Source organism: Acidovorax sp. LjRoot194 (assembly GCF_964253015.1).
In the GTDB taxonomy this organism is placed as follows: domain Bacteria; phylum Pseudomonadota; class Gammaproteobacteria; order Burkholderiales; family Burkholderiaceae_C; genus Acidovorax.
The window spans coordinates 4,219,111-4,245,449 of sequence record NZ_CAXUQB020000001.1 but is presented as its reverse complement, the minus strand read 5'-3'; the positions used below and the strand labels follow the sequence as shown (position 1 = coordinate 4,245,449).

Here is a 26,339-nt window from a genome sequence, read left to right as displayed (position 1 = left end):
ATGAAGCTCGACTCGTACTGGAACGATGCTTTGCCGGTATGGCCTGCCGAGGCACGGCGCAGCCTGCCTGCCAAGGTGGACGTGGCAATCGTCGGGGCGGGGTTCACGGGCCTGTCCGCAGCGCTGGAGCTGGCCCGCAAAGGAGCCACGGTGGCCGTGCTCGAAGCGGGGCCCACCGTGGCCCCTGAGGCATCGGGGCGCAACGGAGGGCATGTCAACAACGGTCTGGCCGTGGACTATGCCGACGTGGCTGCGCGGGTGGGCGTGCAGCAGGCCCGCGCCTGGTACCACGCCTACGACGATGCGGTGGACACCGTGGCCCGCCTGGTGCGCGAGGAATCGATCGACTGCGACTTTTTGCGCCACGGCAAGCTCAAGCTCGCAACGCGGCCCCAGCAGATGGAGGCGCTGCACCGCAGCGCAGAGCGGCTGGTGGCAGACGGCGTGGACACCGACGTGGACGTGCTCACGGCCGCCCGCGTACGCGACGAGGTGCAGAGCGACCGCTTTCATGGCGGCCTGCTGTACAAACGCAGCGCGCAGATGCACATGGGGCGGTTTGCGCTGGGGCTGGCGCGTGCTGCACAGCGCAAGGGTGCCGAGATCTACACCGGCGCCCGCGTCGACCGGCTGGAACGGGTGCAGGGGCGCACGCACAAGCTGCACACAGCCCATGGGGTCGTCACGGCCGACCAGGTGCTTCTGGCAACCGGTGCGTCGCGCCATGGTGGTTATGGCAGTTTTGGCTGGTTGCGGCGGCGCATCGTTCCCATCGGCAGCTTCATCGTGGTGACGGAGCCGCTGGGCGAAGACCGGGCCAGCGCCCTGCTGGCGGCCCGCAGGACGTACACCACCATCGCCAACATCCACCATTACTTTCGCCTCACGGCCGACCATCGGCTGGTCTTTGGCGGACGTGCCCGTTTTGCCATCTCCAGTCCGCAGTCGGATGCCGCCAGTGGCGAGATCCTGCGGGCTGGCCTGAGCGAGATTTTCCCAAGGCTTGGCCCGGTGCGGCTCGACTACTGCTGGGGCGGCCTGGTGGACATGACGCAAGACCGCCTGCCCCACGCTGGTGAGCGCGATGGCCTGTTCTATTCCATGGGCTACAGCGGTCATGGCACCCAGATGTCCGTGCACATGGGTCAGTGCATGGCGGCCGTGATGGCTGGCAATGCCAGTGCCAACCCATGGGGCGGCAGGGCGTGGCCAGCCATTGCAGGGCACTTCGGCCCGCCGTGGTTCCTGCCGGCCGTGGGCCTGTACTACCGGCTCAAGGACCGGCTGGCCTGAGGCCAGACGCCTGAACCCCTGAAGTCCCAGCGTCATCAGTTCGCCAGTCTGCCTTTCCCTCCAACGATTTCCACCCACTTGCTTTTCAACCAGGAGCTGCACCATGAGCGATAGCCACCACCAGTTCGAGCAACTTGTCGGTTCCCGCGAAAGCCTTCGTGTGATGGACTCGCTGCGCCGGGGCGCTTCGCGGCGCGACGTGCTGGCCATGCTGGCAGCCTGCGGCATGCAGGCCACCGTGGCCGGCAGCATCGCCGGGCTGGCCATGACGGCCCACGCCCAGACACCGAAGCGGGGCGGGCGCATCCGCGTGGCAGGCGCAACGGCCGCGGCCACCGACACGCTCGACCCCGCCAAGCAGTCCAACCAGACGGACTACTCGCGTGGGACCATGCTCTACAACGGGCTCACGGTGCTCGATGCCTCGCTCACCCCCCAGCCTGCGCTGGCGGAGTCGTTCGCCACGCAGGACGCCAAGACCTGGGTGTTCACCCTGCGCAAGGGCGTGGTGTTCCACGACGGCAAGGCCCTGACGCCGGCCGACGTGGTGTTCTCCATCCAGCGCCACAAAGACCCGGCCACGGCCTCCAAAGCCAAGGTGCTGGCCGAGCAGATCGAATCGGTGCGCGCCAGTGGGCCGAACGAAGTCACCATCGTGCTGTCGGCGCCCAATTCGGACCTGCCGGTCATCCTGGGAACCTTCCACTTTCACATCGTCAAGGACGGCACCACCGACTTCAATGCCGGTATCGGCACCGGGCCGTACAAGCTCAAGGAATTCAAGCCGGGCGTGCGCTCGCTGGTGGTGCGCAACGGGGCGTACTGGAAGCCCGGCAAACCCTACCTGGACGAGATCGAGTTTGTGGGTATCGGCGATGAAAGCGCCCGCGTGAATGCGCTGCTGTCTGGCGGCATGGACCTGGTGGCCTCGATCAACCCGCGCGCCGTGGCGCGTGTGAGCGGCACGCCGGGCTACGCCGTCTTCACCACCCAGTCAGGCCAGTACTCCGACCTCATCATGCGCAAGGACGTGGGGCCGGGCATGAATCCCGACTTCGTGCTCGGCATGAAGCATCTGTTCGACCGCGAGCAGATGAAGAAGACGATTGCGCTGGACTACGCCGTGCTCGGCAACGACCAGCCCATCGACCCCACCAACCGGTTCCACTTCAAAGGCCTGCCGCAGCGTGCATACGACCTGGACAGGGCCAAGTTCCACTTGCAGAAATCGGGCGTGACGGGCAAGGTGCCGGTGGTGGTGTCACCGGCCGCGATGTACTCTGTCGAAATCGCGCTGTTGCTGCAGCAGTCGGCCCAGCGCGCCGGCATCGACCTGGATATCAAACGCATGCCCGCCGACGGCTACTGGTCGAACCACTGGCTCACCAGCCCGGTGGGCTTCGGCAACGTCAACCCCCGGCCGAGCGCCGACACGATCCTGACGCAATTTTTCAAGTCCGATGCTGCGTGGAACGAATCCCGCTGGAAGAGCGCCCAGTTCGACCAGTTGCTGCTGGCATCACGGGCCGAGACCGATCTGGCCAAGCGCAAGCAGATGTATGCCGACATGCAGACCATGATCCATGGCGAGGCGGGTATCGGTATTCCCCTGTTCCTGGCCAGCATCGACGGGCACTCCAGCAAGCTCAAGGGTTTGTCTCCGATTCCATTGGGCGGGCTGATGGGCTACTCTTTCGCCGAGCACGTCTGGCTGGACGCCTGACGCGCACGACCCGGCAACCGTCACCCCAGCTTTCGCATGAACCGTGTGATCCTCTCGCTGTTGGCCAAACGCCTGCTGTTTGCGTTGCTTTCGCTGCTGGCGGTGTCGGTCATCGTGTTTGCGATCACGGCGGTGCTGCCGGGCGATGCCGCCCAGGAGCAACTGGGGCAGGACGCGACGCCCGACGCGCTGGCCGCGTTGCGCGCCCAGATGGGCCTCGATGTACCGGCGCCCACGCGCTACCTGCGGTGGCTGTGGGGCGTGGTGCGCGGCGATCTCGGGCAGTCGGCCACCACCCAGATGCCGGTCGGCGACCTGGTGGCCAGCAGGCTGCCCAATTCACTGCTGCTGGCGGCGGTGACGGCGCTTTTCTCCGTACCCATCGCATTGGCGCTGGGTATCTCCTCGGCAGTGTGGCGTGGGTCGTGGCTGGACCGGATTGCGTCCAACCTGTCGGTGGCGGTGGTGTCCGTGCCCGAATTTCTGGTGGCCACGCTGGCCGTGCTGGTGTTCGCGGTGCAACTGCGCTGGCTGCCTGCGCTGTCGTATGTGAGCGATATCGAATCCGTGGGCCAGATGCTGCGTGCGTTTGCCATGCCGGTGCTCAGCCTGTGCTGCGTGATCGTGGCGCAGATGATGCGCATGACCCGTGCCGCGGTCATCGACCAGCTGGAGGCGCCCTACATCGAGATGGTGCGGCTCAAGGGGGCGTCGCCCTTGCGCATGGTGCTGGTCCACGCGCTGCCCAACGCGGTGGGGCCGATCGCCAACGCGGTGGCGTTGTCGCTGTCGTACCTGCTGGGCGGCGTGATCGTGATCGAAACCATCTTCAACTACCCGGGCATTGCCAAGCTGATGGTCGATGGCGTGACCCAGCGCGACATGCCGCTGGTGCAGACCTGCGCCATGATTTTTTGCACCGGCTACCTGGTGCTGGTCACGCTGGCCGACGTGTGCGGCATCGTCGCCAACCCGCGCCTGCGGCACCGCTGACCCCTACCGAGCGAGGACCGCACCATGGACACCAGCCCTCCTGCACGCACGGCTTCGGCCGATGCCGTGCGTGGCCGAAGCGCTGCGCGCCACTGGCTGGCCGGCTTCGGCTGGGCTGGCAGTGTGGGGCTGCTGGTCCTGCTGCTTTGGCTGGTGGCGGCGCTGGCAGGGCCCTGGCTGCTGCCGCGCCACCTGGTGGATCTGCAGGCATCGGTCGTCTATGGCCCCATCAATGCCACCCACTGGCTGGGCACCGACTATCTGGGCCGCGACATGCTGGTGCGGGTGGTGCAGGGGGCCCGCTACACCGTGGGCGTGGCACTGGTCGCCACGCTGGTGGCCAGCGCCACAGGGACGGTGCTGGCCCTGCTGGCCGCCGCTAGCGGTACGGTGGTGGACAGCGTACTGAGCCGGCTGCTCGATACGCTCACGTCCATCCCCAGCAAGATGTTTGCGCTGGTGCTGGTGGCGGGGTTTGGCTCTTCGGTGGGCATGCTGGTGTTCACGGCGGCACTCATCTACGTGCCGGGCGCCTACCGCATCGCCCGGTCTCTGGCCGTCAACATCAACGAGCTCGACTACGTGACGGTGGCCCGCACCCGGGGCGAGAGCACGCTGTACATCATGCTGCGCGAGATACTGCCCAACATCCTGGGCCCCATGCTGGCCGACTTGGGCCTGCGCTTCGTCTACGTGGTGTTGCTCCTGGCCAGCCTGAGCTTTCTGGGGCTGGGCATTCAGCCGCCTGCTGCAGACTGGGGCTCGCTGGTGCGGGAGAACATCGGCGCCCTGCCCGATGCAGGCGCCTCGGTGATCGCACCGGCACTCGCCATTGCCAGCCTTACCATCGCCGTGAACCTGGTGATCGACAACCTGCCGGGCCGGTCTGCCCGTGCGCGGGGAAGGTGCTGACATGGGCGCTTCTGTGGTGGTCAAGGACCTGCACATCACCGCCGGCGGGCAGACGCTGGTGGACCGCCTCAGCTTTGCCATCGAGCCCGGCGAAGTGCTGGCGCTGATCGGCGAGTCGGGCTCGGGCAAGACCACTACGGCGCTGGCACTGATGGGCTTTGCCCGTTACGGCTGCACCATCGCAGGGGGCAGTGTGCACATCGGCGACACCGATGTGCTCAACCTGTCGCCCGCAGGCCAGCGGGCGCTGCGCGGGCGCACGGTGTCGTACATCGCGCAGAGCGCAGCGGCGTCGTTCAACCCGTCGCGCACCATTCTGGACCAGGTGGTGGAGCCTACGCGCATCCACGGCACCATGCCCCGCGCAGAGGCCGAAGCCAAGGCGGTGCAGCTGTTCGCCGAACTGGCCCTGCCAAACCCTGAAACCATAGGCCAGCGCTATCCGCACCAAGTGTCGGGCGGGCAGCTGCAGCGCCTGATGGCGGCCATGGCGCTGATCACCGACCCCGACGTGGTCATCCTCGACGAGCCCACCACGGCGCTGGATGTGACCACCCAGATCGAGGTGCTGCGCGCGTTTCGCCGCGTGGTGCGCGAGCGGCGGACCACGGCGGTGTACGTGAGCCACGACCTGGCCGTGGTGGCGCAGATGGCTGACCACATCCTGGTGCTGCGCGGCGGGCAGACGCAGGAGATCAACACCACCGCGCACATCCTGCAGGCGCCCACGCACTGCTACACGCAAAGCCTGCTAGCGGCGGCACGCCCCACACCACGCGTGGCCGGGCATTGCAAGGGCGAGGGTGAACTGCTGCTGGAAGTGCGCAACCTTTCTGCCGGTTACGGTGCCACGGATGCGCAGGGCCAGCCTGCCACGCTGATTCTTGAGGACATCAGCTTCAAGCTGCATCGGGGCCAGGCCATCGGCGTGATCGGCGAGTCCGGGTCGGGCAAGACCACGCTGGCCCGCGCCATCGCGGGGTTGGTGGCGCCGTGCAAGGGCAGCGTGCTGTTCCACCACCGCGAGCTGCAGCCCGAGCTGCGCCACCGCACCAGGGACGAGCTGCGCCGCATCCAGATCGTGTTCCAGATGGCCGACACGGCGCTGAACCCATCGCAAACCATCGAGCGCATCCTGGCACGCCCCCTGCAGTTCTACAAAGGCCTGCAGGGCGACGCGTTGCAGCGCCGCATCCATGAACTGCTCGACCTGGTGCGCCTGCCGCACGCGGTGGCGCAGCGCTTGCCCGGCGGGCTGTCGGGCGGGCAAAAGCAGCGGGTGAATCTGGCGCGCGCCCTGGCCGCAGAACCGGACCTGATCCTGTGCGACGAGGTGACGTCGGCGCTGGACACGGTGGTGGGGGCTGCCGTGCTGGACCTGATGGCGGACCTGCGGCGCGAGTTGGGCGTGTCCTATTTGTTCATCAGCCACGACCTGCACACCGTGCGTGCGGTGTGCGACGAGATCATCGTCATGCAGCACGGCCGCAAGCTCGATCAGCTGGCCCGTGCCAACTTCGACAGCGGGCCGCACCACCCGTACTTCGAGCTGCTGGCACGGTCGGTGCCCGAGCTGCGCCAGGGCTGGCTGGATGAGCGTGACGCAGAGCGCGGCGCTGCGGTGGGCGTGGCTCCTGCGGCCGCCTCGACCGCCTGAAGGTCTGAACGCCTGCCTAGACGCATGACCGCAAGTTGCGCCTTGCCGGTGCGGGCGCTGCAGCGATGGCTAGGCGGTAGTGCTCCTTTTTTTATAGCTGGTAGCGCTCTACAGGAGCGCGGTAGGTGCCAATTTCATTCGCATGTCTGCCCATCACGGCAGTCCTGTGCCCCTATTGACGCTCGTAACTGTTCGCTTAAAACCATTCGACGGTCATCCCAAGCCCGAACCCAAGTGCACTAACCACGCCCGCCATCCAAGCCCATCGCCCACGCCCGCACCCTGTGCCACACACCACGCCCGCAACCCCATGCCACAGACCCTTGCCCTCACCCGCCACGACCTGATCCGCAACGCCAACTTCATTGCCGGCGCCTGGACCGACACCGCTACAGCGCGCTTTGCCGTCACCGACCCCGCCACCGGCGAGACGATCACCCGCGTTCCTGACTCCGGCGCTGCCGAGGCGCTGGCCGCGCTGGAAGCCGCGCACGCCGCTTTCCCGGCATGGAAGAAGGTACCCGCCAAACAGCGCGCCGCCATCATCAAGCGCTGGAACGATCTGGTGGTGGCCCACCAGGACGACCTGGGCAAGCTGATCTCGCTGGAGCAGGGCAAACCCTTGGCCGAAGGCCAGGGCGAGGTGGCCTACGCCGCCAGCTATATCGAATGGTTTGCCGAGGAGGCCACGCGCATGAACGGCGAAATCATCCCGGCCCCGGTGCCCGGCCGGCGCATGTTCGCGCTGCGCGAGCCCGTGGGCGTGGTGGCCGCCATCACGCCGTGGAACTTTCCGGCCGCGATGATCGCGCGCAAGATCGCCCCGGCGCTGGCCGCAGGTTGCACGGTGGTGTGCAAACCGGCCGAGGACACCCCGCTCACCTCGCTGGCCCTGGTGCTGCTGGCGCACGAGGCGGGGGTGCCTCCGGGCGTGCTCAACATCGTGACCGCTTCACGCGAGCGAACGCCCGACGTTGTGGACGTGTGGCTCGATGAGGCCCGCGTGCGCAAGATCACCTTCACCGGCTCCACGCCTGTGGGCAAGCACCTGGCGCGGCGCAGCGCCGACACGCTCAAGAAGCTGTCGCTGGAGCTGGGCGGCAACGCTCCCTTCATCGTGTTTGAAGACGCGGACATCGGCGCGGCCGTGGACGGCTTCATGGCCGCCAAGTTCAGAAACGGTGGCCAGACCTGCGTGTGCCCCAACCGGGTGTTCGTGCATGCCAGTGTCCACGAGGCATTTGCCAGTCAGCTCACCGCCCGGGTCGCAGCGCTGAAGGTGGGCCCCGCCAGCGACCCTGCCTCGCAGATCGGCCCGATGATCAACGAACGGGCAGTGCAGAAGATAGAGCGCCATGTGCACGATGCCATCGCCAAGGGCGCCCAGGTGCTCACTGGCGGCAAGCGCCTGACGGCACTGGGTGCCACCTACTACGCCCCCACGGTGCTTGCCGGTGCGGACGCGAGCATGGCCTGCGCCTGTGAGGAAACCTTCGGCCCTGTGGCGCCGCTGACCATCTTCCATGACGAGGCCGAGGTGGTCGCCGCGGCCAACGACACGCCGTTCGGGCTGGCGGCGTACTTCTACAGCACCGACGTGCGCCGCATCTGGCGCGTTGCGGACGCGCTGGAGACGGGCATCGTGGGCATCAACGAAGGCGCCATCTCGGCAGAGGCCGCGCCGTTCGGTGGCGTCAAGGAATCAGGCTACGGCCGCGAGGGCTCCACGCACGGGCTGGACGACTACCTGCACACCAAATACATCTGCCAGGGACAGCTGGACTAACGCGTTGCTTGCGCGGTGCGGATACGTTCAGCGCTTTTCATCGCAGGCCCAGAATCACAGCCGGCTGCCTGCAGAAGCGGCTGCGGCCATGGACTGCGACTTGTTCCTGCAGGCCGTGAACATGTCCAGGTCGGGGTTGTAGGCGCCCGTTGTCACGTCCATCAGGCCGAGCACGGAATGAAAGTAGTTGTCGTGCGTGATGCGCCGCTGCGCCAGGTCCTGCTGCAGGCAGCCTGTCGGCAGACTGGAGCGGGACTGCATGGCAGGCGACAGCCAGGTGAGCCAGGGCACATGCTTTTGCACGTCGGGCGCAATCGCGTAGGGCAGGCCGTGCAGGTAGATGTTGTTCTCGCCCAGCGACTCGCCGTGATCTGCTACATAAATCATAGCTGCTTCCGGTTGATCAGAGCGCGTGGAGAGCCATTTGAGCACCGAGTCGAGGAACACATCCGTCTCCCGGATGCTGTTGTCGTAGGCGTTCACCACCTGCTGGCGTTCGCATTCCTGCAGCGCGGTCGATGCGCATTCGGGCAAGAACTTCTTGAGCTCGGGCGAGGAGCGCTTGGAGTACGCCGGGCCGTGGCTGCCCAACTGGTGCAGCACCACCACCGTGCCGCGCCGGCGCTGCTCTGCAGGCAGCGCGGCGACGTGCGCGTCCAGGTCCTTGAGCATGATGCGGTCCAGGCATTCGCCGCGGGTGGCGCACAGCGCGGGGTCCTTCAGTGCCGAGGTATTGATGTCGTTACTCACCCGGTCGCACACGCCCTTGCAGCCCGACTGGTTGTCCACCCACAGCACGGCCAGGCCGGCATGGTGCAGCACGTCGATCAGGCTCTCGAAATTGGCGGCGCGCGCCTCGTAGCCGGTGCGCCCCAGGTGCGAGAACATGCACGGCACCGATGCCGCAGTGCTGGTGCCGCAAGACCAGGCATTGCGCGCGCTGACCAGGTCGGTGCGGGCCGACAGCAGGGGGGTGGTGTCGCGCGCATAGCCGTTGAGCCCGAAGTTGCCGCTGCGGCCGGTTTCGCCCAGCACCAGCACCAGCAGGGGCGGCGCTTTTTGCCCCGCGTAGCTCGCGCCCAGCTGGGCATCGCGGCCCAGCGGCAACAGCTTGCTGCCGTCGATGCGCAAGGGCCGGGTGGCGATGTTGCCCAGTGCGTACACGCTATTGAGCGGGTTGATGAGGTAGCGCAGCTTGGTGTGGTTGCGCATGGTGGAGGCAAAGTCCTGGAACACCATCAGCAGGCACACCACGATGACGGCGATGGCACCCAGCAGCAACGCGCCATTGTGCGCCACCTGCCGCACCGTGCTCAAGCGCCGCACCGGCGTGCGGTACAGCCACACCAGAGGCGGCGCCAGCAGCGCGAACACGGTGCCGGCCATGCGCCAACTGAGCATGTCGGCGGCCTCGTGGGCGTCGGTCTGCAGCACGTTGACCAGCATGCTCGCGTCGATGGTGATCCCGTAGGCCAACATGAAATACGCGCCGAAAGCCGCCATGACCACCAGCACCGCAGCGGCGGGCTTGAGCGTGAGGCGCCACGCCAGCAGGCTGAGCAGCGCTGCATTGCCCGCCGCCACGATGACCAGAAACGCTGCGGCAAAAATCCACCCGCGCAGGCTGCCATGCCCGGGCAACTGGGCCACTTCGCGCCACAGCGGCACATTGCACGCCGCGGCCAGCCAGACGCTGATGAACACCACCACCCAGGCAGGGTGCAAGGCACGGGGCGCGGCGGCAGCGCCAGGCCGGGGGGCAACGCCCACGGCCGCGGGGGAGAGCAGCAGGCGCTGCAGGATCAAAGGCATGGGCGCACTGTGGCGCCCGAGACTTAAGGCCGCATTAACGTGGAATGAGCTTCAAGTGAGCGGCGTGGTGCTTCAGGTGGTCGGCCATGAAGGTCTGGATGAAGTAGTAGCCGTGGTCGTAGCCGGCGTGCTGGCGCAAGGTCAGCGGCTGGCCGATGGCCTGGCAGGCGGCGTCGAACAGGTGGGGGTGCAGCTGCGTGGCCAAGAATTTATCGGCCAGCCCCTGGTCGATGAGAATGCCCGCGGGGTAGGGCGCCACCGGCTGGTGCTGCATCAGCACGGTGGCATCGTGCTCGATCCAGCCCGTGCGGTCCGCGCCCAGGTACCCGGTGAAAGCCTTTTCGCCCCAGGGGCACTGCGTGGGTGCGCAGATGGGCGCAAAGGCCGACAGGCTCTTGAACCGCCCCGGGTGGCGCAGCGCCAGCGTCAGCGCGCCGTGCCCGCCCATCGAATGGCCGAAGATGCCCAGCCGTTCGCCGTCCACCGGCAATTGCGGCACCACCTGGGGCAGCAACTCGTTCATCAAGTAGCTCTCCATGCGCCAGTGCCGCGCCCAGGGCTCTGCCGTGGCGTCGAGGTAGAAGCCCGCACCCACGCCAAAGTCCCAGCTCTCGGCCTCGCCCGGCACGTTGGCGCCGCGCGGGCTGGTGTCTGGCGCGATCAACGCCAGCCCCAGCTCGGCCGCCAGGCGCTGCGCACCGGCCTTGACCATGAAGGTCTCTTCGGTACAGGTCAGCCCCGCCAGGTACAGCAGGGCTGGCACGGGCCCCTGCTGCGCCGCAGGCGGCAGGAATACCGAGAACTTCATCGGCAGACCGATCTCGGTAGAGGCGTGCTGGTAGAAGCGCTGCTCGCCGCCAAAGCAGGCATGGCTGCTGAGCAGGTCCAGGGAGGTTGTCATGTTTTTGCTCTCAAAAATATAGCTGTTGGCGCTTGATAGGCAAGCGGTAGGGGCTGTTTTTATCTGAAATCAGGCCGCTGCACAGTCAAAACGAGAACCCCGGTCACGCTGAGCCTTGTCGATGCGCAGCGCGAGGCTTCGACAGGCTCAGCCCGAACGGGTTGCGGGCTCGTCAGGCCACACGGCGAGGCGTCGCCAAGCTAGACCCGAAAGGGCGGAGGAAGGCGTCCGCGCATCGTTGCACGCTTACTGGCATGCCAGCTTGGGCATGTGCACTAAGACCGACGCCCGGCACCGGCTTCCGCCACCCCCTGTTCACCCGATCGATCAGGCAGCGTACTTGACCACCGAGCGGATCGACTTGCCTTCATGCATCAAGTCGAATGCTTCGTTGATGTCCTTGAGGCCCATCGTGTGCGTCACGAACGGCTCCAGCTGGATCTTGCCGGCCATGGCGTCTTCCACCATGCCGGGCAGCTCGCTGCGGCCCTTCACACCGCCGAACGCCGTGCCCATCCACTTGCGGCCCGTGACCAGCTGGAACGGGCGGGTGGAAATCTCCTGCCCCGCACCCGCCACGCCGATGATCACCGACTGGCCCCAGCCGCGGTGCGCGCATTCCAGTGCCGCACGCATCACGTTCACGTTGCCGATGCACTCGAAGCTGTGGTCCACGCCCCAGGTCGTCATCTCCACGATCACCTGCTGGATCGGCTTGTCGAAGTCCCTGGGGTTGATGCAGTCCGTGGCGCCGAAGGTGCGGGCCAAGTCGAACTTGGAGGGGTTCGTGTCCACGGCGATGATGCGGCCCGCCTTGGCCAGCTTGGCGCCCTGGATCACCGCCAGGCCGATGCCGCCCAGGCCGAACACTGCGACCGTATCGCCCTCCTGCACCTTCGCCGTGTTCTTCACCGCGCCCAGGCCGGTGGTCACGCCGCAGCCCAGCAGGCACACCTGCTCGGGGTTGGCGTCGGGGTGAATCTTGGCCAGCGACACCTCGGCCACCACCGTGTACTCGCTGAAGGTCGAGCAGCCCATGTAGTGGTAGATCGGCTGGCCGTTGTAGCTGAAACGCGTGGTGCCGTCGGGCATCACGCCCTTGCCCTGCGTGGCGCGCACCGACACGCACAGGTTGGTCTTGCCGCTCTTGCAGAACAGGCACTCGCCGCACTCTGCCGTGTACAGCGGGATCACATGGTCGCCCGGCTTCACGCTGGTCACGCCTTCGCCCACCTCCACCACAATGCCGGCACCTTCGTGGCCCAGCACCACGGGGAACAGGCCTTCGGGGTCGTCACCGCTCAGGGTGAAAGCGTCGGTGTGGCACACGCCGGTGTCGGTGATGCGGATCAGCACCTCGCCCTTTTTTGGCGGCGCGACGTCGATCTCGACGATCTGCAGCGGTTCTCCGGCCTTGAAGGCCACGGCGGCTTTGGATTTGATGGTCATGGTCTGTGGGAATGGGTTGGCAGAGGGGAGAGGGCGCCGAAGGCTCTGTGGCCTTGCGGCGTGCGTTGACGTTGTGACTGTAGGCCATGTGCGGCGTGCTCAGAACCCCATGGCCGCAGACCTTGGGGGTATGGCCGAATACCACTGTTCATGGCCTTGGCGGACATGGGCTCTCGTATAGTTGCATCGCCTTTTCCGCACTGCCACGCCGCATGGACGCCAACCACCACCACCCACAATCACAAACACAGCACCACCACCACCCCGCCGGCAAGCCCCATCGCGTCGATCTGGTCGTGTACCCCGGCTTCAAGGCGCTGGAGGCCGTGGGGCCCATGTCCGTGTTCGACTATGCCAACGTGCACCTGCGCCAGCACGGCCGGCCTGATGGCTACGCAGTGCGGGTGGTGGCGGCGCAGGCCGGGGCCGTGCAGTCGGACACCCTGATGGCCCTGACCGCCACCCACACCCTGGCCGAGCTGGAGCAGCAACAAGAAAAAGGAGAGGGCGGCCCGGGCTGCACCGTGGTGCTGGTCGGCTCGCGCAACATCGAACAGGTGCTGGCCGCCTCGCCCGACCTGGTGGCCTGGGCCGCCCGCGTCGCCCCGCGCGTGGACCGCATGATCGCCTTGTGCTCCGGCAGCTTCTTCCTGGCCGCCGCCGGTTTGCTCGACGGCCGGCGCGCCGCCACCCACTGGAGCGTGGCCGCCCTGCTGCGCCAGCGCTACCCTGCCATCGACGTGGACCCTGATGCTATCTACGTGCGCGACGGCCCGCTGTGGACGTCGGCCGGTGTGACGGCCGGCATCGATCTGGCGCTGGCCTTGGTGGAAGACGACTTTGGCCACGCCCTCGCGCTGGAGGTGGCGCGCGATCTGGTCATGTACCTCAAGCGCCCCGGTGGCCAGTCGCAGTTCAGCGTGCAACTGGCCAGCCAGGGCACCGCCCACCGCGACATCCAGGCCGTGCAGACCTGGGTGCTGGAGAACTTGCAGGAGCCCATGTCCCTGGCAGCGCTGGCCGACCGCGCTGCCATGAGCGAGCGTCACTTTCGGCGGGTGTTCGTGCAGGAGACAGGGCAGACGCCTTCGGCGTTTGTGGATGCCGCGCGGCTCGAGGGCGCGCGGCGGCTGCTCGAGTCGCAGTCCACGCTACCGCTCAAGACCGTGGCCGCGCGCGTGGGCATGGGGTCGGAGCAGGCGCTGCGGCAGCTGTTCGTGCGGCACCTAGGGATTACGCCGCAGGCATATCGGGAGCGTTTCGGTGGGCAAGGGCGGCGTTGACGGGCTGTGATGCCGCCCTCCCTATCTCCGCGAACCTGCAGGCCGATGGTGTGCCAGCGTCTGGAGCCGTTGGATCGCCGCCTTCTGGATCGGTAGCACGGCTGCCACCAGGGCGGGGCACAGCCAGGGGTCCCAGAAAAGCCCGCTGACGATGGCCAGGCCGAAGACCAGGCCGACAAGCACCAGCGCGCTCATGCACTGGGAAAGCTCCGATCCCGCGCGGATCAGCACCAGGCGAGCGCCGAGTGCAACCACCAGGGACCAGCCGATGAACGGGTTGTTGACCAGCCGGTAGGGCGTGGTCTTGGGCTTCCAACCTGCCGCGATGCCCAGCTCGGGCAGCATGAGGACGAAGGCCAGCAGCACGGCGAGGACCAGCAGGACCGCCGAGCCCAGGTGATTGATGCGCTTGAGGGGATGCATGGGTGGGCTCCGTCGCTCATGGGTACCGATCGGCCGGAGCCGTGGCGCCGTCCTCTGCGCCATCCTAGCGGGTCGCCGGCTGCTTTGCGCATGGGCAGGCGCGGTACACCATGAAAAAAGCCCGCCGAAGCGGGCTTTCCAGAGCAGGTACCTCGAAGACCGGAGACTTCAAGGAACCAGGCTGCCAATCAACGCTTGCCGATGGGCGGCACATCACGGCGCACGGAGCCGGTGAACAGCTGGCGGGGGCGGCCGATCTTGTACTCGGGGTCGCCGATCATTTCGTTCAGCTGGGCGATCCAGCCCACGGTGCGGGCCAGGCTGAAGATGCCGGTGAACAGGTTCACGGGGATGCCGATGGCGCGCTGCACGATGCCGGAGTAGAAGTCCACGTTCGGGTAGAGCTTGCGCTGCACGAAGTAGTCGTCTTCCAGAGCGATCTTTTCCAGCTCCTTGGCCAGCTTGAACAGCGGGTCGTTTTCCAGGCCCAGTTCGGCCAGCACTTCATTGCAAGTCTCTTGCATGAGCTTGGCGCGCGGGTCGTAGTTCTTGTACACCCGGTGGCCGAAGCCCATGAGCTTGACGCCGGAGTTCTTGTCCTTGACCTGCTTGATGAAGTCGCCGATCTTCTCCACGCCGCCTTGGGCCTGGATGTCGTACAGCATGTTCAGGGCTGCTTCGTTGGCACCGCCGTGGGCAGGGCCCCACAGGCACGCCACACCGGCGGCGATGGCCGCGAACGGGTTGGTGCCCGACGAGCCGCACAGGCGCACGGTGGAGGTCGATGCGTTCTGCTCGTGGTCTGCGTGCAGGATGAAGATGCGGTCCAGTGCGCGTTCCAGCACAGGGTTGACCTTGTACTCTTCGCAGGGCGTGCCGAACATCATGCGCAGGAAGTTGCCTGCGTAGCTCAGGTTGTTCTGCGGGTACATGTAGGGCTGGCCCACGCCGTACTTGTACGCCATGGCCACCAGGGTGGGCATCTTGGCGATCAGGCGGATGGCAGCGATCTCGCGGTGCTGCGGGTTGTTGATGTCGGTGCTGTCATGGTAGAAGGCCGACAGGGCGCCCACCAGGCCGGTCAGCACTGCCATGGGGTGCGCGTCACGGCGGAAGCCACGCAGGAAGAACTGCATCTGCTCGTTGACCATGGTGTGGTTGGTCACGCGGCTGGTGAAGTCGGTCTTCTGGGCTTCGTTGGGCAGGTCACCGTACAGCAGCAGGTGGCAGGTTTCCAGGAAGTCGCAGTTTTGCGCCAACTGCTCAATGGGGTAGCCGCGGTACAGCAGTTCGCCCTTGTCGCCATCGATGTACGTGATGGCCGACTGGGTGGCTGCCGTCGACAGGAAGCCCGGGTCATAGGTGAACATGCCCGTTTGCGCATACAGCTTGCGGATGTCGATGACGTCCGGGCCAATGCTGCCCTGGTAGACCGGCAGGTCCACGCTGGGGCTGCCGTTACTGAACGACAGGGTGGCTTTGTTGTCAGCTAGCTTCATTGTTACTTTCCTTGGGTAGGTTGCCGGTAATCCGGGGGTTCAGGCCTTGTCTCAGGTCTTGCTCAGGGCCGTGGCCGTACTGCGCCACCACTGAGCCGCAGCATGCCGAGTACTTCACGCACTTCTTCTGTATCCAGTTCACCTTCGGGCTCGCGCCGCGCGAGCACCAGGTCCAGGAGGTCGTTGTCCGCCAGGTCCATCAGCGTGTTCATGCCGTGGGCCTGGCGCCAGGTCAGGCCCGCCCCGTGCTTGGCGAAGAAGTTCTCGATGTAGAGATCGTTCTCCAGCAGGCCGCGCCGGCAGCGCCAGTGCAGCTTTGCGCGTTCGCGGTCGTCCAGCACATCGGAGGGCGATGGCAGGACCGGGGTCGGGGTGTCGGACATGAAGGTGATGCTCTGGATACGGTCAGACGGCGCGGCGCACCATCAGTTCCTTGATCTTGCCGATGGCCTTCGTGGGGTTCAGACCCTTGGGGCACACGTCCACGCAGTTCATGATGGTGTGGCAGCGGAACAGGCGGTACGGATCTTCCAGGTTATCCAGGCGCGCACCGGTGGCTTCGTCGCGGCTGTCGGCGATGAAGCGGTAGGCCTGCAGCAGGCCGGCGGGGCCCACGAACTTGTCGGGGTTCCACCAGAAGCTGGGGCAGCTGGTGGAGCAGCTGGCGCACAGGATGCACTCGTACAGGCCGTTGAGCTCTTCGCGTTCTTCGGGGCTCTGCAGGCGTTCCTTCTCGGGCGCCAGGTCCTCGGTGATGAGGTAGGGCTTGATCGAGTTGTACTGCTTGAAGAACTGCGTCATGTCCACGATCAGGTCGCGGATGACCGGCAGGCCGGGCAGGGGCTTCAGAACGATGGTGCCCTTGAGGGTGTTCATGTTCGTCAGGCACGCCAGACCGTTCTTGCCGTTGATGTTCATCGCGTCGGAGCCGCACACGCCTTCGCGGCACGAACGGCGGAACGACAGCGAGGGGTCTTGCTCCTTGAGCTTGACCAAGGCATCCAGCAGCATGCGTTCGTGGCCGTCGAGTTCGATCTCGATGGTCTGCATGTAGGGCTTGGCGTCCTTGTCCGGGTCGTAGCGGTAGATTTGAAAGGTGCGCTTCATGTTGTTCTTTCGTGAGGCTGCTGGTTCATCAGAACGTACGGACCTTGGGAGGCACGCTGTCCACCGTCAGGGGCTTGAGGTTCACGGGCTTGTAGGTCAGGCTGTTGTTCGCGCTGTGCCACAGGGTGTGCTTCATCCACTCCTTGTCGTTGCGGCCCAGCGGGAACTCGGCGTGGTCGGCAGGGTGCTCGTAGTCGTACACGGTGTGCGCGCCACGGCATTCCTTGCGGGCAGCGGCCGAGGTCATCGTGGCCTGCGCCACTTCGATCAGGTTGTCGACTTCCAAGGCTTCCATGCGGGCCGTATTCCAGACCTTGGACTTGTCCTTCAGGGTCACGCCGCTCACGCGGTCGCGGATCGCGTTGATCTTGCCCACGCCTTCGTCCATGCTGGTCTGCGTGCGGAACACGCCGGCGTGCAGTTGCATGCTGGAGCGGATGTCGTTGGCCACGTCCTGCGCGTAGATGCCTTCGTTGGAGTCCTGCAGCTGGTTCAGGCGCGTCAGTGTGCGGTCAGAGCCGTCGGCAGGCACTGGCTTGTGCTCGCCGGATTCCTTGACGAAGTTGACGATGTGCTTGCCAGCCGCCTTGCCGAAGACCAGCAGGTCCAGCAGCGAGTTGGTGCCCAGGCGGTTGGCGCCGTGGACCGACACGCACGAGCATTCGCCCACGGCGTAGAGGCCGTTGACCACGTTGTTCTGCTGGCCGTCGTGCACCACGACCTGGCCGTTGATGTTGGTGGGGATGCCACCCATCTGGTAGTGGATGGTGGGCACCACAGGGATCGGTTCCTTGGTGATGTCCACGTTGGCGAAGTTGTGGCCGATTTCTTCGACCGACGGCAGGCGCTTGCGGATGGTGTCCGCGCCCAGGTGGTCGAGCTTCATCAGGATGTAGTCCTTGTTGGGACCACAGCCACGGCCTTCCTTGATTTCCTGGTCCATCGAGCGCGACACGAAGTCGCGTGGTGCCAGGTCCTTCAGGGTAGGCGCATAGCGCTCCATGAAGCGTTCGCCATTGCTGTTGAGCAAGATGGCGCCTTCGCCGCGGCAGCCTTCGGTCAGCAGCACGCCAGCGCCGGCCACGCCGGTGGGGTGGAACTGCCAGAACTCCATGTCCTGCAGCGGGATGCCGGCACGTGCGGCCATGCCCAGGCCGTCGCCGGTGTTGATGAAGGCGTTGGTCGATGCCGCGAAGATGCGGCCCGCGCCGCCGGTGGCCAGCAGCACGGCCTTGGCGTGCAGCTCGTACAGGTCGCCGGTTTCCAGCTCCAGTGCGGTCACGCCGACCACGTCGCCTTCGGCGTTGCGGATCAGGTCCAGGGCCATCCACTCCACGAAGAAGTTGGTCTTGGACTTCACGTTCTGCTGGTACAGCGTGTGCAGCATGGCGTGGCCGGTACGGTCAGCCGCGGCGCAAGCGCGCTGCACGGGCTTTTCACCGTAGTTGGCGGTGTGGCCGCCGAAGGGGCGCTGGTAGATGGTGCCGTCGGGGTTGCGGTCGAACGGCATGCCGAAGTGTTCGAGCTCGATCACCACGTTGGGTGCTTCGCGGCACATGAACTCGATGGCGTCCTGGTCGCCCAGCCAGTCCGAACCCTTGATGGTGTCGTAGAAGTGGTAGTGCCAGTTGTCCTCGCTCATGTTGCCCAGCGATGCGGACACGCCGCCCTGCGCCGCCACGGTGTGCGAGCGGGTGGGGAACACCTTGGACAGGCAGGCCACGTTCAGGCCTGCGCGGGACAGTTCCAGCGATGCGCGCATGCCGGAGCCGCCGGCGCCGACGATGACGACGTCGAACTTGCGCTTGGTGATGTTAGCTTTGGTGTAGCTCATTGTTGTTTGCCTTCAGTCGCGGGGGATCGGTATCAGAGACGCCACAGAACCTGGATGCCCCAGCCGGCGCAGCCGACGAGCCAGACGATGGTGAAAACCTGCAGTGCCAGGCGGATGCCCACGGGCTTGACGTAGTCCATCAGGATTTCGCGCATGCCGATCCACGCGTGCCACGCCAGCGAGATGATCACGGTGAAGGTCAGCACCTTCATCCACTGGGCCGAGAAGATGCCCGCCCATTTGTCGTAGCCCAGAGGGCCTTTGGAGAAGATCACCTGGGCCAGCAGGGCCAGCGTGAACAGGGCCATCAGGATGGCGGTGACGCGCTGGCTGAGCCAGTCGCGCAGGCCGTAGTGAGCGCCGACGACGACGCGTTTGGAACCGTAATTGACAGACATCGCTGCTTTCCTCTGGTGCGGCGGTGTTGGCTGCGGAATGGCAGCAGTCACCGCTTTTTTTATCGGGGGTGGTGGATCGATCAGTACAGGCCGAAGAGCTTGGCGCCCAGCGCGAGGGTCAGCGTGATGCTGACCACGAAGACTGCGATGGACGAGGTCTTGCCGAATTCCTTGTTCACGGCGCTGTGGCTCACGTCCATCCACAGGTGGCGCAGGCCGGCGCTGAAATGGTGCAGGTAAGACCAGATCAGGGCCAGGGCCACGAGCTTGATGAACCAGCCAGGCACGAAGCCGATGCCGATGCTGAACGCCGCGGTGAACCGGGCGAACGAGAATTCAGACGACACCGAGGTGTCGAACATCCAGATGATGAAAGGCAGCAGCAGGAACATGATCAGCCCGCTGCCGCGGTGCAGGATCGACACCCACGCTGCAGGCGTCATGCGGTAGGTGGTCAGGTCCTTGAACGCGTTGATGTTGCGAAATTCAGGCCGTTTTTTGGCGAGCTCGGTCATGTTGAGTGCTTTCGTGGATGTAACTTCTTTGTAATTCGGAGATGCAAAGAACGCAAAATTCTATTGCAACGCAACAACCGGGGTTTCAAGCGGGTCGCAATATTCGAGGTTAATACTCGGGTGCCAGCTTGAAGTCAGCTCAATTCATTACGGTAGTGGTGGGTGTCGGTCAGGTACAGACCACGCCGTAACTCCATCGGAACGTCGTTGTAGGTATAGGCAATGCGCTCCACGCTCAGCAGCGGCGTGGTGGGCGCAATGCCCAGCAGGCCGGCCTGCTCCGCGTCTGGCAGCACGGCCCGGATCTTTTCTTCGGCCCGCACCATGCGTACGCCGAAGTCGAGCTCGAACATCGCGTAGGTGGGACCCTGGTAGCTGGCCAACTGGTCTGCCGTCAGCCCTTTGAAAGCCTGGCCGGGCAGCCAGATGTCTTCCAGGATGGTGGGCACGCCTGCAAAGGCGAGGATGCGCCGGGCCTGCATGACGGCATCGCCGCTGCGCAAGGCCAGCGCCCGCGCCACTTCGGCATTGGCCCGCACGCGGCGGCAGTCGATCACGCGGCGCTGGGCGGGGCCCTCGACGCGGGCGTCGCCGGTGTCGGGCAGCAGTTTCAGAAAGCGGTACTGCACATGCTGCTCGGCATGTGTGGCCACGAACGTGCCCTTGCCCTGGCGGCGCATGACCAGATTCTCGGCCGCCAGTTCGTCGATCGCCTTGCGCACCGTGCCCTGGCTGACCCGAAAGCGGGCGGCCAGCTCCATCTCGCTCGGAATGGCTTCGCCGGGCTTCCATTCGCCCTGTTGCAGGCTCTGCAGGATCAGTCCCTTGATCTGCTGGTACAGCGGGCTGAACGCCGGCGTGGCACCGCCCGCGGTGCCCGGTGGCGCAGCAGGGTTGTCGGCGGCGAAAGGAAGCGAGGACATGGCAGGCGGGCGCGGTGGAGCCCTGCGTTGCGGCAGGGATTTGCGGACGACGAAGAGGTCTCAATCATATCTTATATAAGACATAAGACAAATTGACCGGGGTGTCCAATCAGCGGTACACTCCAAGGCTGTTTTGCGGGGCACGGGCTGCTGGTAACAGAGGCTGGTGCTTGTTTGCATCACCTTCTGTTTTTTCACTTCCTGGAGTTTTCACCATGAGCAAGAAGCCTGTTCGCGTGGCCGTCACCGGCGCTGCTGGCCAAATCGGTTATGCCCTGCTGTTTCGCATCGCCTCCGGCGAAATGCTGGGCAAGGACCAGCCCGTCATTCTTCAACTGCTCGAAATCGCCGACGAGAAGGCCCAGAACGCCCTGAAGGGCGTGATCATGGAGCTGGAAGACTGCGCATTCCCTCTGCTGGCCGGCATCGAAGCCCACAGCGATCCCCTGCAAGCCTTCAAGGACACCGACTACGCCCTGCTGGTGGGTGCCCGTCCTCGCGGCCCCGGCATGGAGCGCGCCGACCTGCTGGCCGCCAACGCCCAGATCTTCACCGCACAGGGCAAGGCCCTGAACGCAGTGGCTTCGCGCAACGTCAAGGTGCTGGTGGTGGGCAACCCCGCCAACACCAACGCCTACATCGCCATGAAGTCGGCCCCCGACCTGCCAGCCAAGAACTTCACAGCCATGCTGCGCCTGGACCACAACCGCGCTGCCTCGCAACTGGCGGCCAAGACCGGCACCAAGGTGGGCGATATCCGCAAGCTGACCGTGTGGGGCAACCACTCGCCCACCATGTACGCCGACTACCGCTTTGCCACCACCAACGGCAAGTCGATCAAGGACCTGGTGAACGACCAGGTCTGGAACGCCGACACCTTCCTGCCCACCGTGGGCAAGCGCGGCGCGGCCATCATCGCCGCCCGCGGCCTGTCGTCGGCCGCTTCGGCTGCCAACGCCGCCATCGACCACATCCGTGACTGGGCCCTGGGCTCCAATGGCGAGTGGGTCACGATGGGCGTGCCATCAAACGGCGAGTACGGCATTCCTGCCGGCATCGTGTTCGGCTTCCCGGTCACCACCGAAAACGGCGAGTACAAGATCGTCGAAGGCCTGGAGATCGATGCCTTCTCGCAAGAAGCCATCAACAAGACCCTGGCCGAGCTGCAAGGCGAGCAGGACGGCGTCAAGCACCTGCTGTAAAACCAGCCCGCACCATGCAGCCGACGCCACAGGCATCGGGCCTTCGGGCCGCCCCAGCCCCTGAACAGGGGCAGGGCGCTGCACAACCCCATCCGCGCGATGTGCTTCTAGGCGCCCAGGCGCAGACCGGTTTTCTGCCGGTCTGCGACCACTACAGCGGCGTGGAAGCGCGCATGCGCAAAAGCCTGCAATTGCAGGCCGAGATGACGCAAGAGTTCGGAACCTGCGTCTTTGATGTCACCCTCGATTGCGAGGACGGGGCGCCCGTCGGTCTGGAGTCCGAGCACGCGCGGCTGGTGGCTGCACTGGCTGTTGCCGCAGCCCCCGGCGCCCGCGTGGCCGCCCGGGTGCATGCGGTGGACCACCCCGCATTCGCCAACGACGTGGCCGTGATCGCCGGCGAGGCGGGCCACAGGCTGTGCCACATCATGGTGCCCAAGGTCGAGTCGGTGGACGATGTCCTGCTGGCCGAGCGCGCCATCGACCGCGCGTCGCCCTCGCAGCTGCCCATCCATGTGCTGATCGAATCCCCGGCGGCTGTGCACCGTGCCTTCGAGATCGCAGCCCATCCCCGCGTGCAGAGCGTGAGCTTCGGGCTCATGGACTTCGTGTCGGCCCATGCCGGTGCGATCCCGGCCCATGGCATGACGTCGGCCGGGCAGTTCACGCACCCGCTGGTGGTGCGCGCCAAGCTGGAGATCGCCGCGGCCTGCCACGCGCACGGCAAGGTGCCGTCCCATTGTGTGGTGACGGAGTTCGCCGACACGGCGGCCATGCAACGTGCGGCCAGCCAGGCTGCCCACGAGCTGGGCTACACCCGCATGTGGAGCATCCATCCGGCGCAGATCCGCCCCATCCTGCAAGCGTTCGCGCCGCAGCAGGACGATATCGAGCATGCTTCCAAAATAATAGCGGCTGCCGCCGATGCTGATTGGGCTCCGATCAGCATGGACGGCACGCTGCACGACCGTGCCAGCTACCGTTTCTTCTGGCAGGTCATCGAGCGCGCCCACAGCACCGGGCGCGCGCTTCCCCAGGCGGTGCGCCATTGGTTTGACGCGCCGGCTTTCGCTTGAGTTGTAGATACCCGCCCACACCCCCACGCAGGACCCTCCATGAAATTCCTTATCGCCTCTGCCTTGATGCTGCTGGCCCCAGCCCTCGCCCTGGCGCAAACGGACGCCAAGCCTGCGGCCAAGTCTGAAACCAAGGCCGCTGCCAAGCCTGCCGCCAAGCCGGCGGCGAAGTCCGAAGCCAAGTCTGCCAAGTCCTCCGAGAAGGCGGCCCCCAAGAAGGCCGTGGCCAAGAGCGAACCCACCAGCAGCCGCACGCAGCTCAAGAGCGCGACCAACCAGGTGGCCGCCGGCATCATTGCCGCTGAAGCTGCGCTGTCGCCTGCCGAGCTGGCCATTGCCGATCGCGTGCACACCGGCCGCATCCCCTGCGAGCTGGGCGCCTTCGTGACGGTGACTGCCGAGCCTGCATCGCCTGGCCACTTCCACGTGGAAGGCAAGGGCTTCAAGTACTTCATGTCGCCCGTGGCCACCACCACCGGCACCGTGCGCCTGGAAGACCAGAAGGGCGGCGCGGTCTGGCTGCAGATCGGCAACAAGTCCATGCTGATGAACCAGAAGGTCGGCCAGCGCCTGGCCGACGAATGCATGAGCCCCGAGCAGCAACTGGTGGCCGAGGCCATCAAGAAGAACCCGCCCGTCAGCGTGCTGGAGCCGATGACGGTCAAGTAAGCCCTGCCAGGCCGAAGCCGCCAGAGGCTGCCCGCATAACAACCACATAACAACACAGACAGACAGACCGAACTGCGTGCAGCCCGGCTGTGCCGTCGCGATGACGGCGCCAGCCCGCTGCATGCCGCCCCACTTTAGAACGCAACCGGAGAAAAATGATGTTGAAAGCCTACCGTGACCACGTGGCCGAGCGCGCCGCCCTGGGCATCCCGCCGCTGCCGCTGGAAGCCAAGCAAGTGGCCGAACTGATCGAGCTGATCAAGAACCCGCCCGCTGGCGAAGACGCCTTCCTGCTGGACCTGCTCACGCACCGCGTGCCCCCAGGCGTGGACGACGCCGCCAAGGTCAAGGCCAGCTTCCTGGCCGCCGTGGCGCACGGTGACATCCAGGTGGGCCTGGTCTCCAAGTCCAAGGCCACCGAGCTGCTGGGCACCATGGTGGGCGGCTACAACGTGCACCCCCTGATCGAACTGCTGGACGACGCTGAAGTGGCGGGCGTTGCAGCCGATGCGCTCAAGAAGACGCTGCTGATGTTCGACTTCTTCAATGACGTGGCGACCAAGGCCAAGGCCGGCAACGCCAAGGCGCAGGAAGTCATGCAAAGCTGGGCCAACGCCGAGTGGTTCACGTCGCGCCCTGAAGTCGCCAAGAAGATCACCGTCACCGTGTTCAAGGTGCCTGGCGAAACCAACACCGACGACCTGTCGCCCGCACCCGATGCCTGGAGCCGCCCCGACATCCCTCTGCATTACCTGGCCATGCTCAAGAACACCCGTCCCGACGCAGTGTTCAAGCCCGAAGAAGACGGCAAGCGCGGCCCGATGCAGTTCATCGACGACCTGAAGAAGAAGGGCCACCTGGTTGCCTACGTGGGCGACGTGGTGGGCACCGGCTCGTCGCGCAAGTCGGCCACCAACTCCATCGTCTGGGCCACCGGCCAGGACATCCCGTTCGTGCCGAACAAGCGCTTCGGCGGTGTCACGCTGGGTGGCAAGATCGCCCCCATTTTCTTCAACACGCAGGAAGACTCGGGCTCGCTGCCGATCGAAGTGGACGTGTCCAAGCTGGAGATGGGTGACGTCATCGACGTGATGCCCTACGACGGCAAGATCGTCAAGGACGGCGCCACCGTGGTGGAGTTCCAGCTCAAGAGCGACGTGCTGTTCGACGAAGTGCGCGCCGGCGGCCGTATCAACCTCATCATCGGCCGCTCGCTGACGAGCAAGGCCCGCGAATTCCTGGGCCTGCCAGCCTCCACCGTGTTCCGCCTGCCGACGCCACCCGTGGCCACGCAGGCCGGCTTCACGCTGGCGCAGAAGATGGTCGGCCGCGCTGTCGGCCTGCCCGAAGGCCAGGGCGTGCGCCCCGGTACCTACTGCGAACCCAAGATGACCACCGTGGGCTCGCAAGACACCACCGGCCCGATGACGCGCGACGAGCTCAAGGACCTGGCCTGCCTGGGCTTCTCGGCCGACCTCGTGATGCAGTCCTTCTGCCACACGGCCGCCTACCCCAAGCCCGTGGACGTGAAGACCCACCGCGAACTGCCAGCGTTCATCTCCAACCGCGGCGGCGTGGCCCTGCGTCCTGGCGACGGCGTGATCCACAGCTGGCTCAACCGCCTGCTGCTGCCCGATACCGTGGGTACCGGCGGTGACTCGCACACGCGTTTCCCCATCGGCATCTCGTTCCCAGCGGGCTCTGGCCTCGTGGCCTTCGGCGCTGCCACCGGCGTGATGCCGCTGGACATGCCGGAGTCCATCCTGGTGCGCTTCAAGGGCGAAATGCAGCCCGGCGTGACCCTGCGCGACCTGGTGCACGCGATTCCGCTGTACGCCATCAAGCAGGGCCTGCTGACGGTGGCCAAGGCCGGCAAGATCAATGCATTCTCGGGCCGCGTGCTCGAGATCGAAGGCCTGCCAGACCTGAAGGTCGAGCAAGCCTTCGAGCTGTCCGACGCGTCCGCCGAGCGCTCCGCCGCCGGCTGCACGATCAAGCTCAACCCCGAGCCGATCAAGGAGTACCTGACCTCCAACATCGTTCTGATGAAGAACATGATCGCCGACGGCTACGCCGATGCCAAGACGCTGCAGCGCCGCATCGAGAAGGTCGAAGCCTGGCTGGCCAAGCCCGACCTGCTCGAAGCCGACAAGGACGCCGAGTACGCCGCCGTGATCGAGATCGACCTGGCCGACATCAAGGAACCCATCGTCTGCTGCCCCAACGATCCGGACGACGCCAAGTTCCTGTCCGAAGTGTCGGGCACCAAGATCGACGAAGCCTTCATCGGCTCGTGCATGACCAACATCGGCCACTTCCGCGCTGCAGCCAAGCTGCTGGGCGGCCAGCGCGACATCCCCGTCAAGCTGTGGGTGGCACCGCCCACCAAGATGGACGAGAGCGAGCTGATCAAGGAAGGCCACTACGCTGCGTTCGGCACGGCCGGTGCGCGCACCGAAATGCCCGGCTGCTCGCTGTGCATGGGCAACCAGGCGCAGGTGCGTGAAGGCGCGACGGTGATCTCCACCTCGACCCGCAACTTCCCCAACCGCCTGGGCAAGAACACCAACGTGTACCTCGGCTCTGCCGAGTTGGCTGCCATCGCGTCGCGCCTGGGCTACCTTCCTTCCAAGGAAGAGTACTTGAAGGAAATGGGCGTGATCGACGCCGACAAGGCGAGCGTGTACCGCTACATGAACTTCGATCAGATCGAAGAGTACGCAGAGGCCGCCAAGGCTGCACCTGCGTCGGCGGCCGTGGCCTGCTGATCCCGCGGCGGCGGCCAGACCGTTGCCTGCCAAGCGGCCCTTCGGGGCCGCTTTTTTTATGGGGGCCCGCGTTGTGGGAGGGTGGCTCGTGACAGTGGTTTGTCGGCAACATGACA

General features: G+C 65.7%; 22 protein-coding genes. 11 read left to right on the top strand and 11 right to left on the bottom strand.

Annotated elements, in window-relative coordinates:
- The 6 genes from ACSQ3N_RS19325 to ACSQ3N_RS19300 all read left to right on the top strand — a co-directional run bounded on the left by ACSQ3N_RS19325 (nucleotide 1) and on the right by ACSQ3N_RS19300 (nucleotide 8,364).
- Nucleotides 1–1,293 carry an NAD(P)/FAD-dependent oxidoreductase gene (locus ACSQ3N_RS19325; protein ID WP_436147167.1) on the top strand — a complete coding sequence of 431 codons (1,293 nt, stop codon included), beginning with the start codon at nucleotides 1–3 and terminating at the stop codon, nucleotides 1,291–1,293.
- Between the two features lie 103 nt (nucleotides 1,294–1,396).
- Entirely contained in the window at nucleotides 1,397–3,016 is a 1,620-nt protein-coding gene (locus tag ACSQ3N_RS19320) for an ABC transporter substrate-binding protein (RefSeq protein WP_056170248.1), read from the top strand.
- A gap of 36 nt (nucleotides 3,017–3,052) precedes the next feature.
- Entirely contained in the window at nucleotides 3,053–4,009 is a 957-nt protein-coding gene (locus ACSQ3N_RS19315; protein WP_056170245.1) for an ABC transporter permease, read from the top strand.
- 24 nt (nucleotides 4,010–4,033) lie between these two features.
- Complete coding sequence (locus ACSQ3N_RS19310; RefSeq protein ID WP_056170242.1) at nucleotides 4,034–4,921, top strand: ABC transporter permease; 888 nt, start codon at nucleotides 4,034–4,036, stop codon at nucleotides 4,919–4,921.
- 1 nt (nucleotide 4,922) lies between these two features.
- Nucleotides 4,923–6,578 carry an ABC transporter ATP-binding protein gene (locus ACSQ3N_RS19305; RefSeq protein WP_436147166.1) on the top strand — a complete coding sequence of 552 codons (1,656 nt, stop codon included), beginning with the start codon at nucleotides 4,923–4,925 and terminating at the stop codon, nucleotides 6,576–6,578.
- Nucleotides 6,579–6,888: 310 nt separating this feature from the next.
- Nucleotides 6,889–8,364 (top strand): NAD-dependent succinate-semialdehyde dehydrogenase, encoded by a 1,476-nt coding sequence (locus tag ACSQ3N_RS19300; RefSeq protein WP_436147165.1) that lies wholly within the window; start codon nucleotides 6,889–6,891, stop codon nucleotides 8,362–8,364.
- A gap of 54 nt (nucleotides 8,365–8,418) precedes the next feature.
- Here ACSQ3N_RS19300 and ACSQ3N_RS19295 read toward each other — a convergent pair whose 3' ends face one another.
- From ACSQ3N_RS19295 to ACSQ3N_RS19285, 3 genes are all read right to left on the bottom strand, one after another.
- Entirely contained in the window at nucleotides 8,419–10,176 is a 1,758-nt protein-coding gene (locus tag ACSQ3N_RS19295) for a phosphoethanolamine transferase (protein WP_436147164.1), read from the bottom strand.
- A 34-nt stretch (nucleotides 10,177–10,210) separates the two neighbouring features.
- Complete coding sequence (gene fghA, locus ACSQ3N_RS19290; protein ID WP_436147163.1) at nucleotides 10,211–11,077, bottom strand: S-formylglutathione hydrolase; 867 nt, start codon at nucleotides 11,075–11,077, stop codon at nucleotides 10,211–10,213.
- A gap of 327 nt (nucleotides 11,078–11,404) precedes the next feature.
- Nucleotides 11,405–12,520 (bottom strand): S-(hydroxymethyl)glutathione dehydrogenase/class III alcohol dehydrogenase, encoded by a 1,116-nt coding sequence (locus tag ACSQ3N_RS19285; protein ID WP_436147979.1) that lies wholly within the window; start codon nucleotides 12,518–12,520, stop codon nucleotides 11,405–11,407.
- Between the two features lie 218 nt (nucleotides 12,521–12,738).
- Here ACSQ3N_RS19285 and ACSQ3N_RS19280 point away from each other — a divergent pair, with 218 nt between their 5' ends.
- Entirely contained in the window at nucleotides 12,739–13,809 is a 1,071-nt protein-coding gene (locus ACSQ3N_RS19280) for a GlxA family transcriptional regulator (protein WP_436147162.1), read from the top strand.
- A 21-nt stretch (nucleotides 13,810–13,830) separates the two neighbouring features.
- On the opposite strand, the gene ACSQ3N_RS19275 is transcribed toward ACSQ3N_RS19280, so the two are convergent.
- The 8 genes from ACSQ3N_RS19275 to ACSQ3N_RS19240 all read right to left on the bottom strand — a co-directional run bounded on the left by ACSQ3N_RS19275 (nucleotide 13,831) and on the right by ACSQ3N_RS19240 (nucleotide 20,508).
- Nucleotides 13,831–14,232 carry a hypothetical protein gene (locus ACSQ3N_RS19275; RefSeq protein ID WP_436147161.1) on the bottom strand — a complete coding sequence of 134 codons (402 nt, stop codon included), beginning with the start codon at nucleotides 14,230–14,232 and terminating at the stop codon, nucleotides 13,831–13,833.
- A 188-nt stretch (nucleotides 14,233–14,420) separates the two neighbouring features.
- A complete protein-coding gene (locus ACSQ3N_RS19270) occupies nucleotides 14,421–15,731 on the bottom strand; it encodes a citrate synthase (protein WP_436147160.1) in 1,311 nt (436 codons plus the stop codon).
- 62 nt (nucleotides 15,732–15,793) lie between these two features.
- Nucleotides 15,794–16,114, bottom strand: coding sequence for a succinate dehydrogenase assembly factor 2 (locus ACSQ3N_RS19265; protein ID WP_056170223.1), 321 nt, complete (start codon nucleotides 16,112–16,114; stop codon nucleotides 15,794–15,796).
- 22 nt (nucleotides 16,115–16,136) lie between these two features.
- Nucleotides 16,137–16,838, bottom strand: a complete 702-nt coding sequence (locus ACSQ3N_RS19260) for a succinate dehydrogenase iron-sulfur subunit (RefSeq protein ID WP_056170220.1) — start codon at nucleotides 16,836–16,838, stop codon at nucleotides 16,137–16,139.
- 28 nt (nucleotides 16,839–16,866) lie between these two features.
- On the bottom strand, nucleotides 16,867–18,672 hold the full coding sequence (gene sdhA, locus ACSQ3N_RS19255; RefSeq protein ID WP_436147159.1) for a succinate dehydrogenase flavoprotein subunit: 1,806 nt from the start codon (nucleotides 18,670–18,672) through the stop codon (nucleotides 16,867–16,869).
- Nucleotides 18,673–18,704: 32 nt separating this feature from the next.
- Nucleotides 18,705–19,070 carry a succinate dehydrogenase, hydrophobic membrane anchor protein gene (sdhD, locus tag ACSQ3N_RS19250; protein ID WP_056170214.1) on the bottom strand — a complete coding sequence of 122 codons (366 nt, stop codon included), beginning with the start codon at nucleotides 19,068–19,070 and terminating at the stop codon, nucleotides 18,705–18,707.
- An 80-nt stretch (nucleotides 19,071–19,150) separates the two neighbouring features.
- On the bottom strand, nucleotides 19,151–19,585 hold the full coding sequence (gene sdhC, locus ACSQ3N_RS19245) for a succinate dehydrogenase, cytochrome b556 subunit (RefSeq protein ID WP_056170211.1): 435 nt from the start codon (nucleotides 19,583–19,585) through the stop codon (nucleotides 19,151–19,153).
- A 134-nt stretch (nucleotides 19,586–19,719) separates the two neighbouring features.
- A complete protein-coding gene (locus ACSQ3N_RS19240) occupies nucleotides 19,720–20,508 on the bottom strand; it encodes a GntR family transcriptional regulator (protein ID WP_056170208.1) in 789 nt (262 codons plus the stop codon).
- A 215-nt stretch (nucleotides 20,509–20,723) separates the two neighbouring features.
- Between ACSQ3N_RS19240 and ACSQ3N_RS19235 the strand changes: the two genes are divergently transcribed.
- The 4 genes from ACSQ3N_RS19235 to acnB all read left to right on the top strand — a co-directional run bounded on the left by ACSQ3N_RS19235 (nucleotide 20,724) and on the right by acnB (nucleotide 26,223).
- Nucleotides 20,724–21,710 (top strand): malate dehydrogenase, encoded by a 987-nt coding sequence (locus ACSQ3N_RS19235; protein WP_056170206.1) that lies wholly within the window; start codon nucleotides 20,724–20,726, stop codon nucleotides 21,708–21,710.
- 14 nt (nucleotides 21,711–21,724) lie between these two features.
- Nucleotides 21,725–22,786 (top strand): HpcH/HpaI aldolase/citrate lyase family protein, encoded by a 1,062-nt coding sequence (locus tag ACSQ3N_RS19230; protein WP_082517010.1) that lies wholly within the window; start codon nucleotides 21,725–21,727, stop codon nucleotides 22,784–22,786.
- Between the two features lie 39 nt (nucleotides 22,787–22,825).
- Nucleotides 22,826–23,455, top strand: a complete 630-nt coding sequence (locus ACSQ3N_RS19225; protein ID WP_056170200.1) for a hypothetical protein — start codon at nucleotides 22,826–22,828, stop codon at nucleotides 23,453–23,455.
- 158 nt (nucleotides 23,456–23,613) lie between these two features.
- Nucleotides 23,614–26,223, top strand: coding sequence for a bifunctional aconitate hydratase 2/2-methylisocitrate dehydratase (gene acnB, locus ACSQ3N_RS19220; RefSeq protein ID WP_056170739.1), 2,610 nt, complete (start codon nucleotides 23,614–23,616; stop codon nucleotides 26,221–26,223).
- The last annotated feature ends 116 nt before the right edge of the window (nucleotides 26,224–26,339 follow it).

Excerpts from the sequence above, each read along its gene's own strand:
- ACSQ3N_RS19325 (WP_436147167.1), top strand. The coding sequence starts at position 1 with ATGAAGCTCGACTCGTACTGGAACGATGCTTTGCCGGTATGGCCTGCC.
- ACSQ3N_RS19320 (WP_056170248.1), top strand. The coding sequence starts at position 1,397 with ATGAGCGATAGCCACCACCAGTTCGAGCAACTTGTCGGTTCCCGCGAA.
- ACSQ3N_RS19315 (WP_056170245.1), top strand. The coding sequence starts at position 3,053 with ATGAACCGTGTGATCCTCTCGCTGTTGGCCAAACGCCTGCTGTTTGCG.
- ACSQ3N_RS19310 (WP_056170242.1), top strand. The coding sequence starts at position 4,034 with ATGGACACCAGCCCTCCTGCACGCACGGCTTCGGCCGATGCCGTGCGT.
- ACSQ3N_RS19305 (WP_436147166.1), top strand. The coding sequence starts at position 4,923 with ATGGGCGCTTCTGTGGTGGTCAAGGACCTGCACATCACCGCCGGCGGG.
- ACSQ3N_RS19300 (WP_436147165.1), top strand. The coding sequence starts at position 6,889 with ATGCCACAGACCCTTGCCCTCACCCGCCACGACCTGATCCGCAACGCC.
- ACSQ3N_RS19295 (WP_436147164.1), bottom strand. The coding sequence starts at position 10,176 with ATGCCTTTGATCCTGCAGCGCCTGCTGCTCTCCCCCGCGGCCGTGGGC.
- fghA (WP_436147163.1), bottom strand. The coding sequence starts at position 11,077 with ATGACAACCTCCCTGGACCTGCTCAGCAGCCATGCCTGCTTTGGCGGC.
- ACSQ3N_RS19280 (WP_436147162.1), top strand. The coding sequence starts at position 12,739 with ATGGACGCCAACCACCACCACCCACAATCACAAACACAGCACCACCAC.
- ACSQ3N_RS19275 (WP_436147161.1), bottom strand. The coding sequence starts at position 14,232 with ATGCATCCCCTCAAGCGCATCAATCACCTGGGCTCGGCGGTCCTGCTG.
- ACSQ3N_RS19270 (WP_436147160.1), bottom strand. The coding sequence starts at position 15,731 with ATGAAGCTAGCTGACAACAAAGCCACCCTGTCGTTCAGTAACGGCAGC.
- ACSQ3N_RS19265 (WP_056170223.1), bottom strand. The coding sequence starts at position 16,114 with ATGTCCGACACCCCGACCCCGGTCCTGCCATCGCCCTCCGATGTGCTG.
- ACSQ3N_RS19260 (WP_056170220.1), bottom strand. The coding sequence starts at position 16,838 with ATGAAGCGCACCTTTCAAATCTACCGCTACGACCCGGACAAGGACGCC.
- sdhA (WP_436147159.1), bottom strand. The coding sequence starts at position 18,672 with ATGAGCTACACCAAAGCTAACATCACCAAGCGCAAGTTCGACGTCGTC.
- sdhD (WP_056170214.1), bottom strand. The coding sequence starts at position 19,070 with ATGTCTGTCAATTACGGTTCCAAACGCGTCGTCGTCGGCGCTCACTAC.
- sdhC (WP_056170211.1), bottom strand. The coding sequence starts at position 19,585 with ATGACCGAGCTCGCCAAAAAACGGCCTGAATTTCGCAACATCAACGCG.
- ACSQ3N_RS19240 (WP_056170208.1), bottom strand. The coding sequence starts at position 20,508 with ATGTCCTCGCTTCCTTTCGCCGCCGACAACCCTGCTGCGCCACCGGGC.
- ACSQ3N_RS19235 (WP_056170206.1), top strand. The coding sequence starts at position 20,724 with ATGAGCAAGAAGCCTGTTCGCGTGGCCGTCACCGGCGCTGCTGGCCAA.
- ACSQ3N_RS19230 (WP_082517010.1), top strand. The coding sequence starts at position 21,725 with ATGCAGCCGACGCCACAGGCATCGGGCCTTCGGGCCGCCCCAGCCCCT.
- ACSQ3N_RS19225 (WP_056170200.1), top strand. The coding sequence starts at position 22,826 with ATGAAATTCCTTATCGCCTCTGCCTTGATGCTGCTGGCCCCAGCCCTC.
- acnB (WP_056170739.1), top strand. The coding sequence starts at position 23,614 with ATGTTGAAAGCCTACCGTGACCACGTGGCCGAGCGCGCCGCCCTGGGC.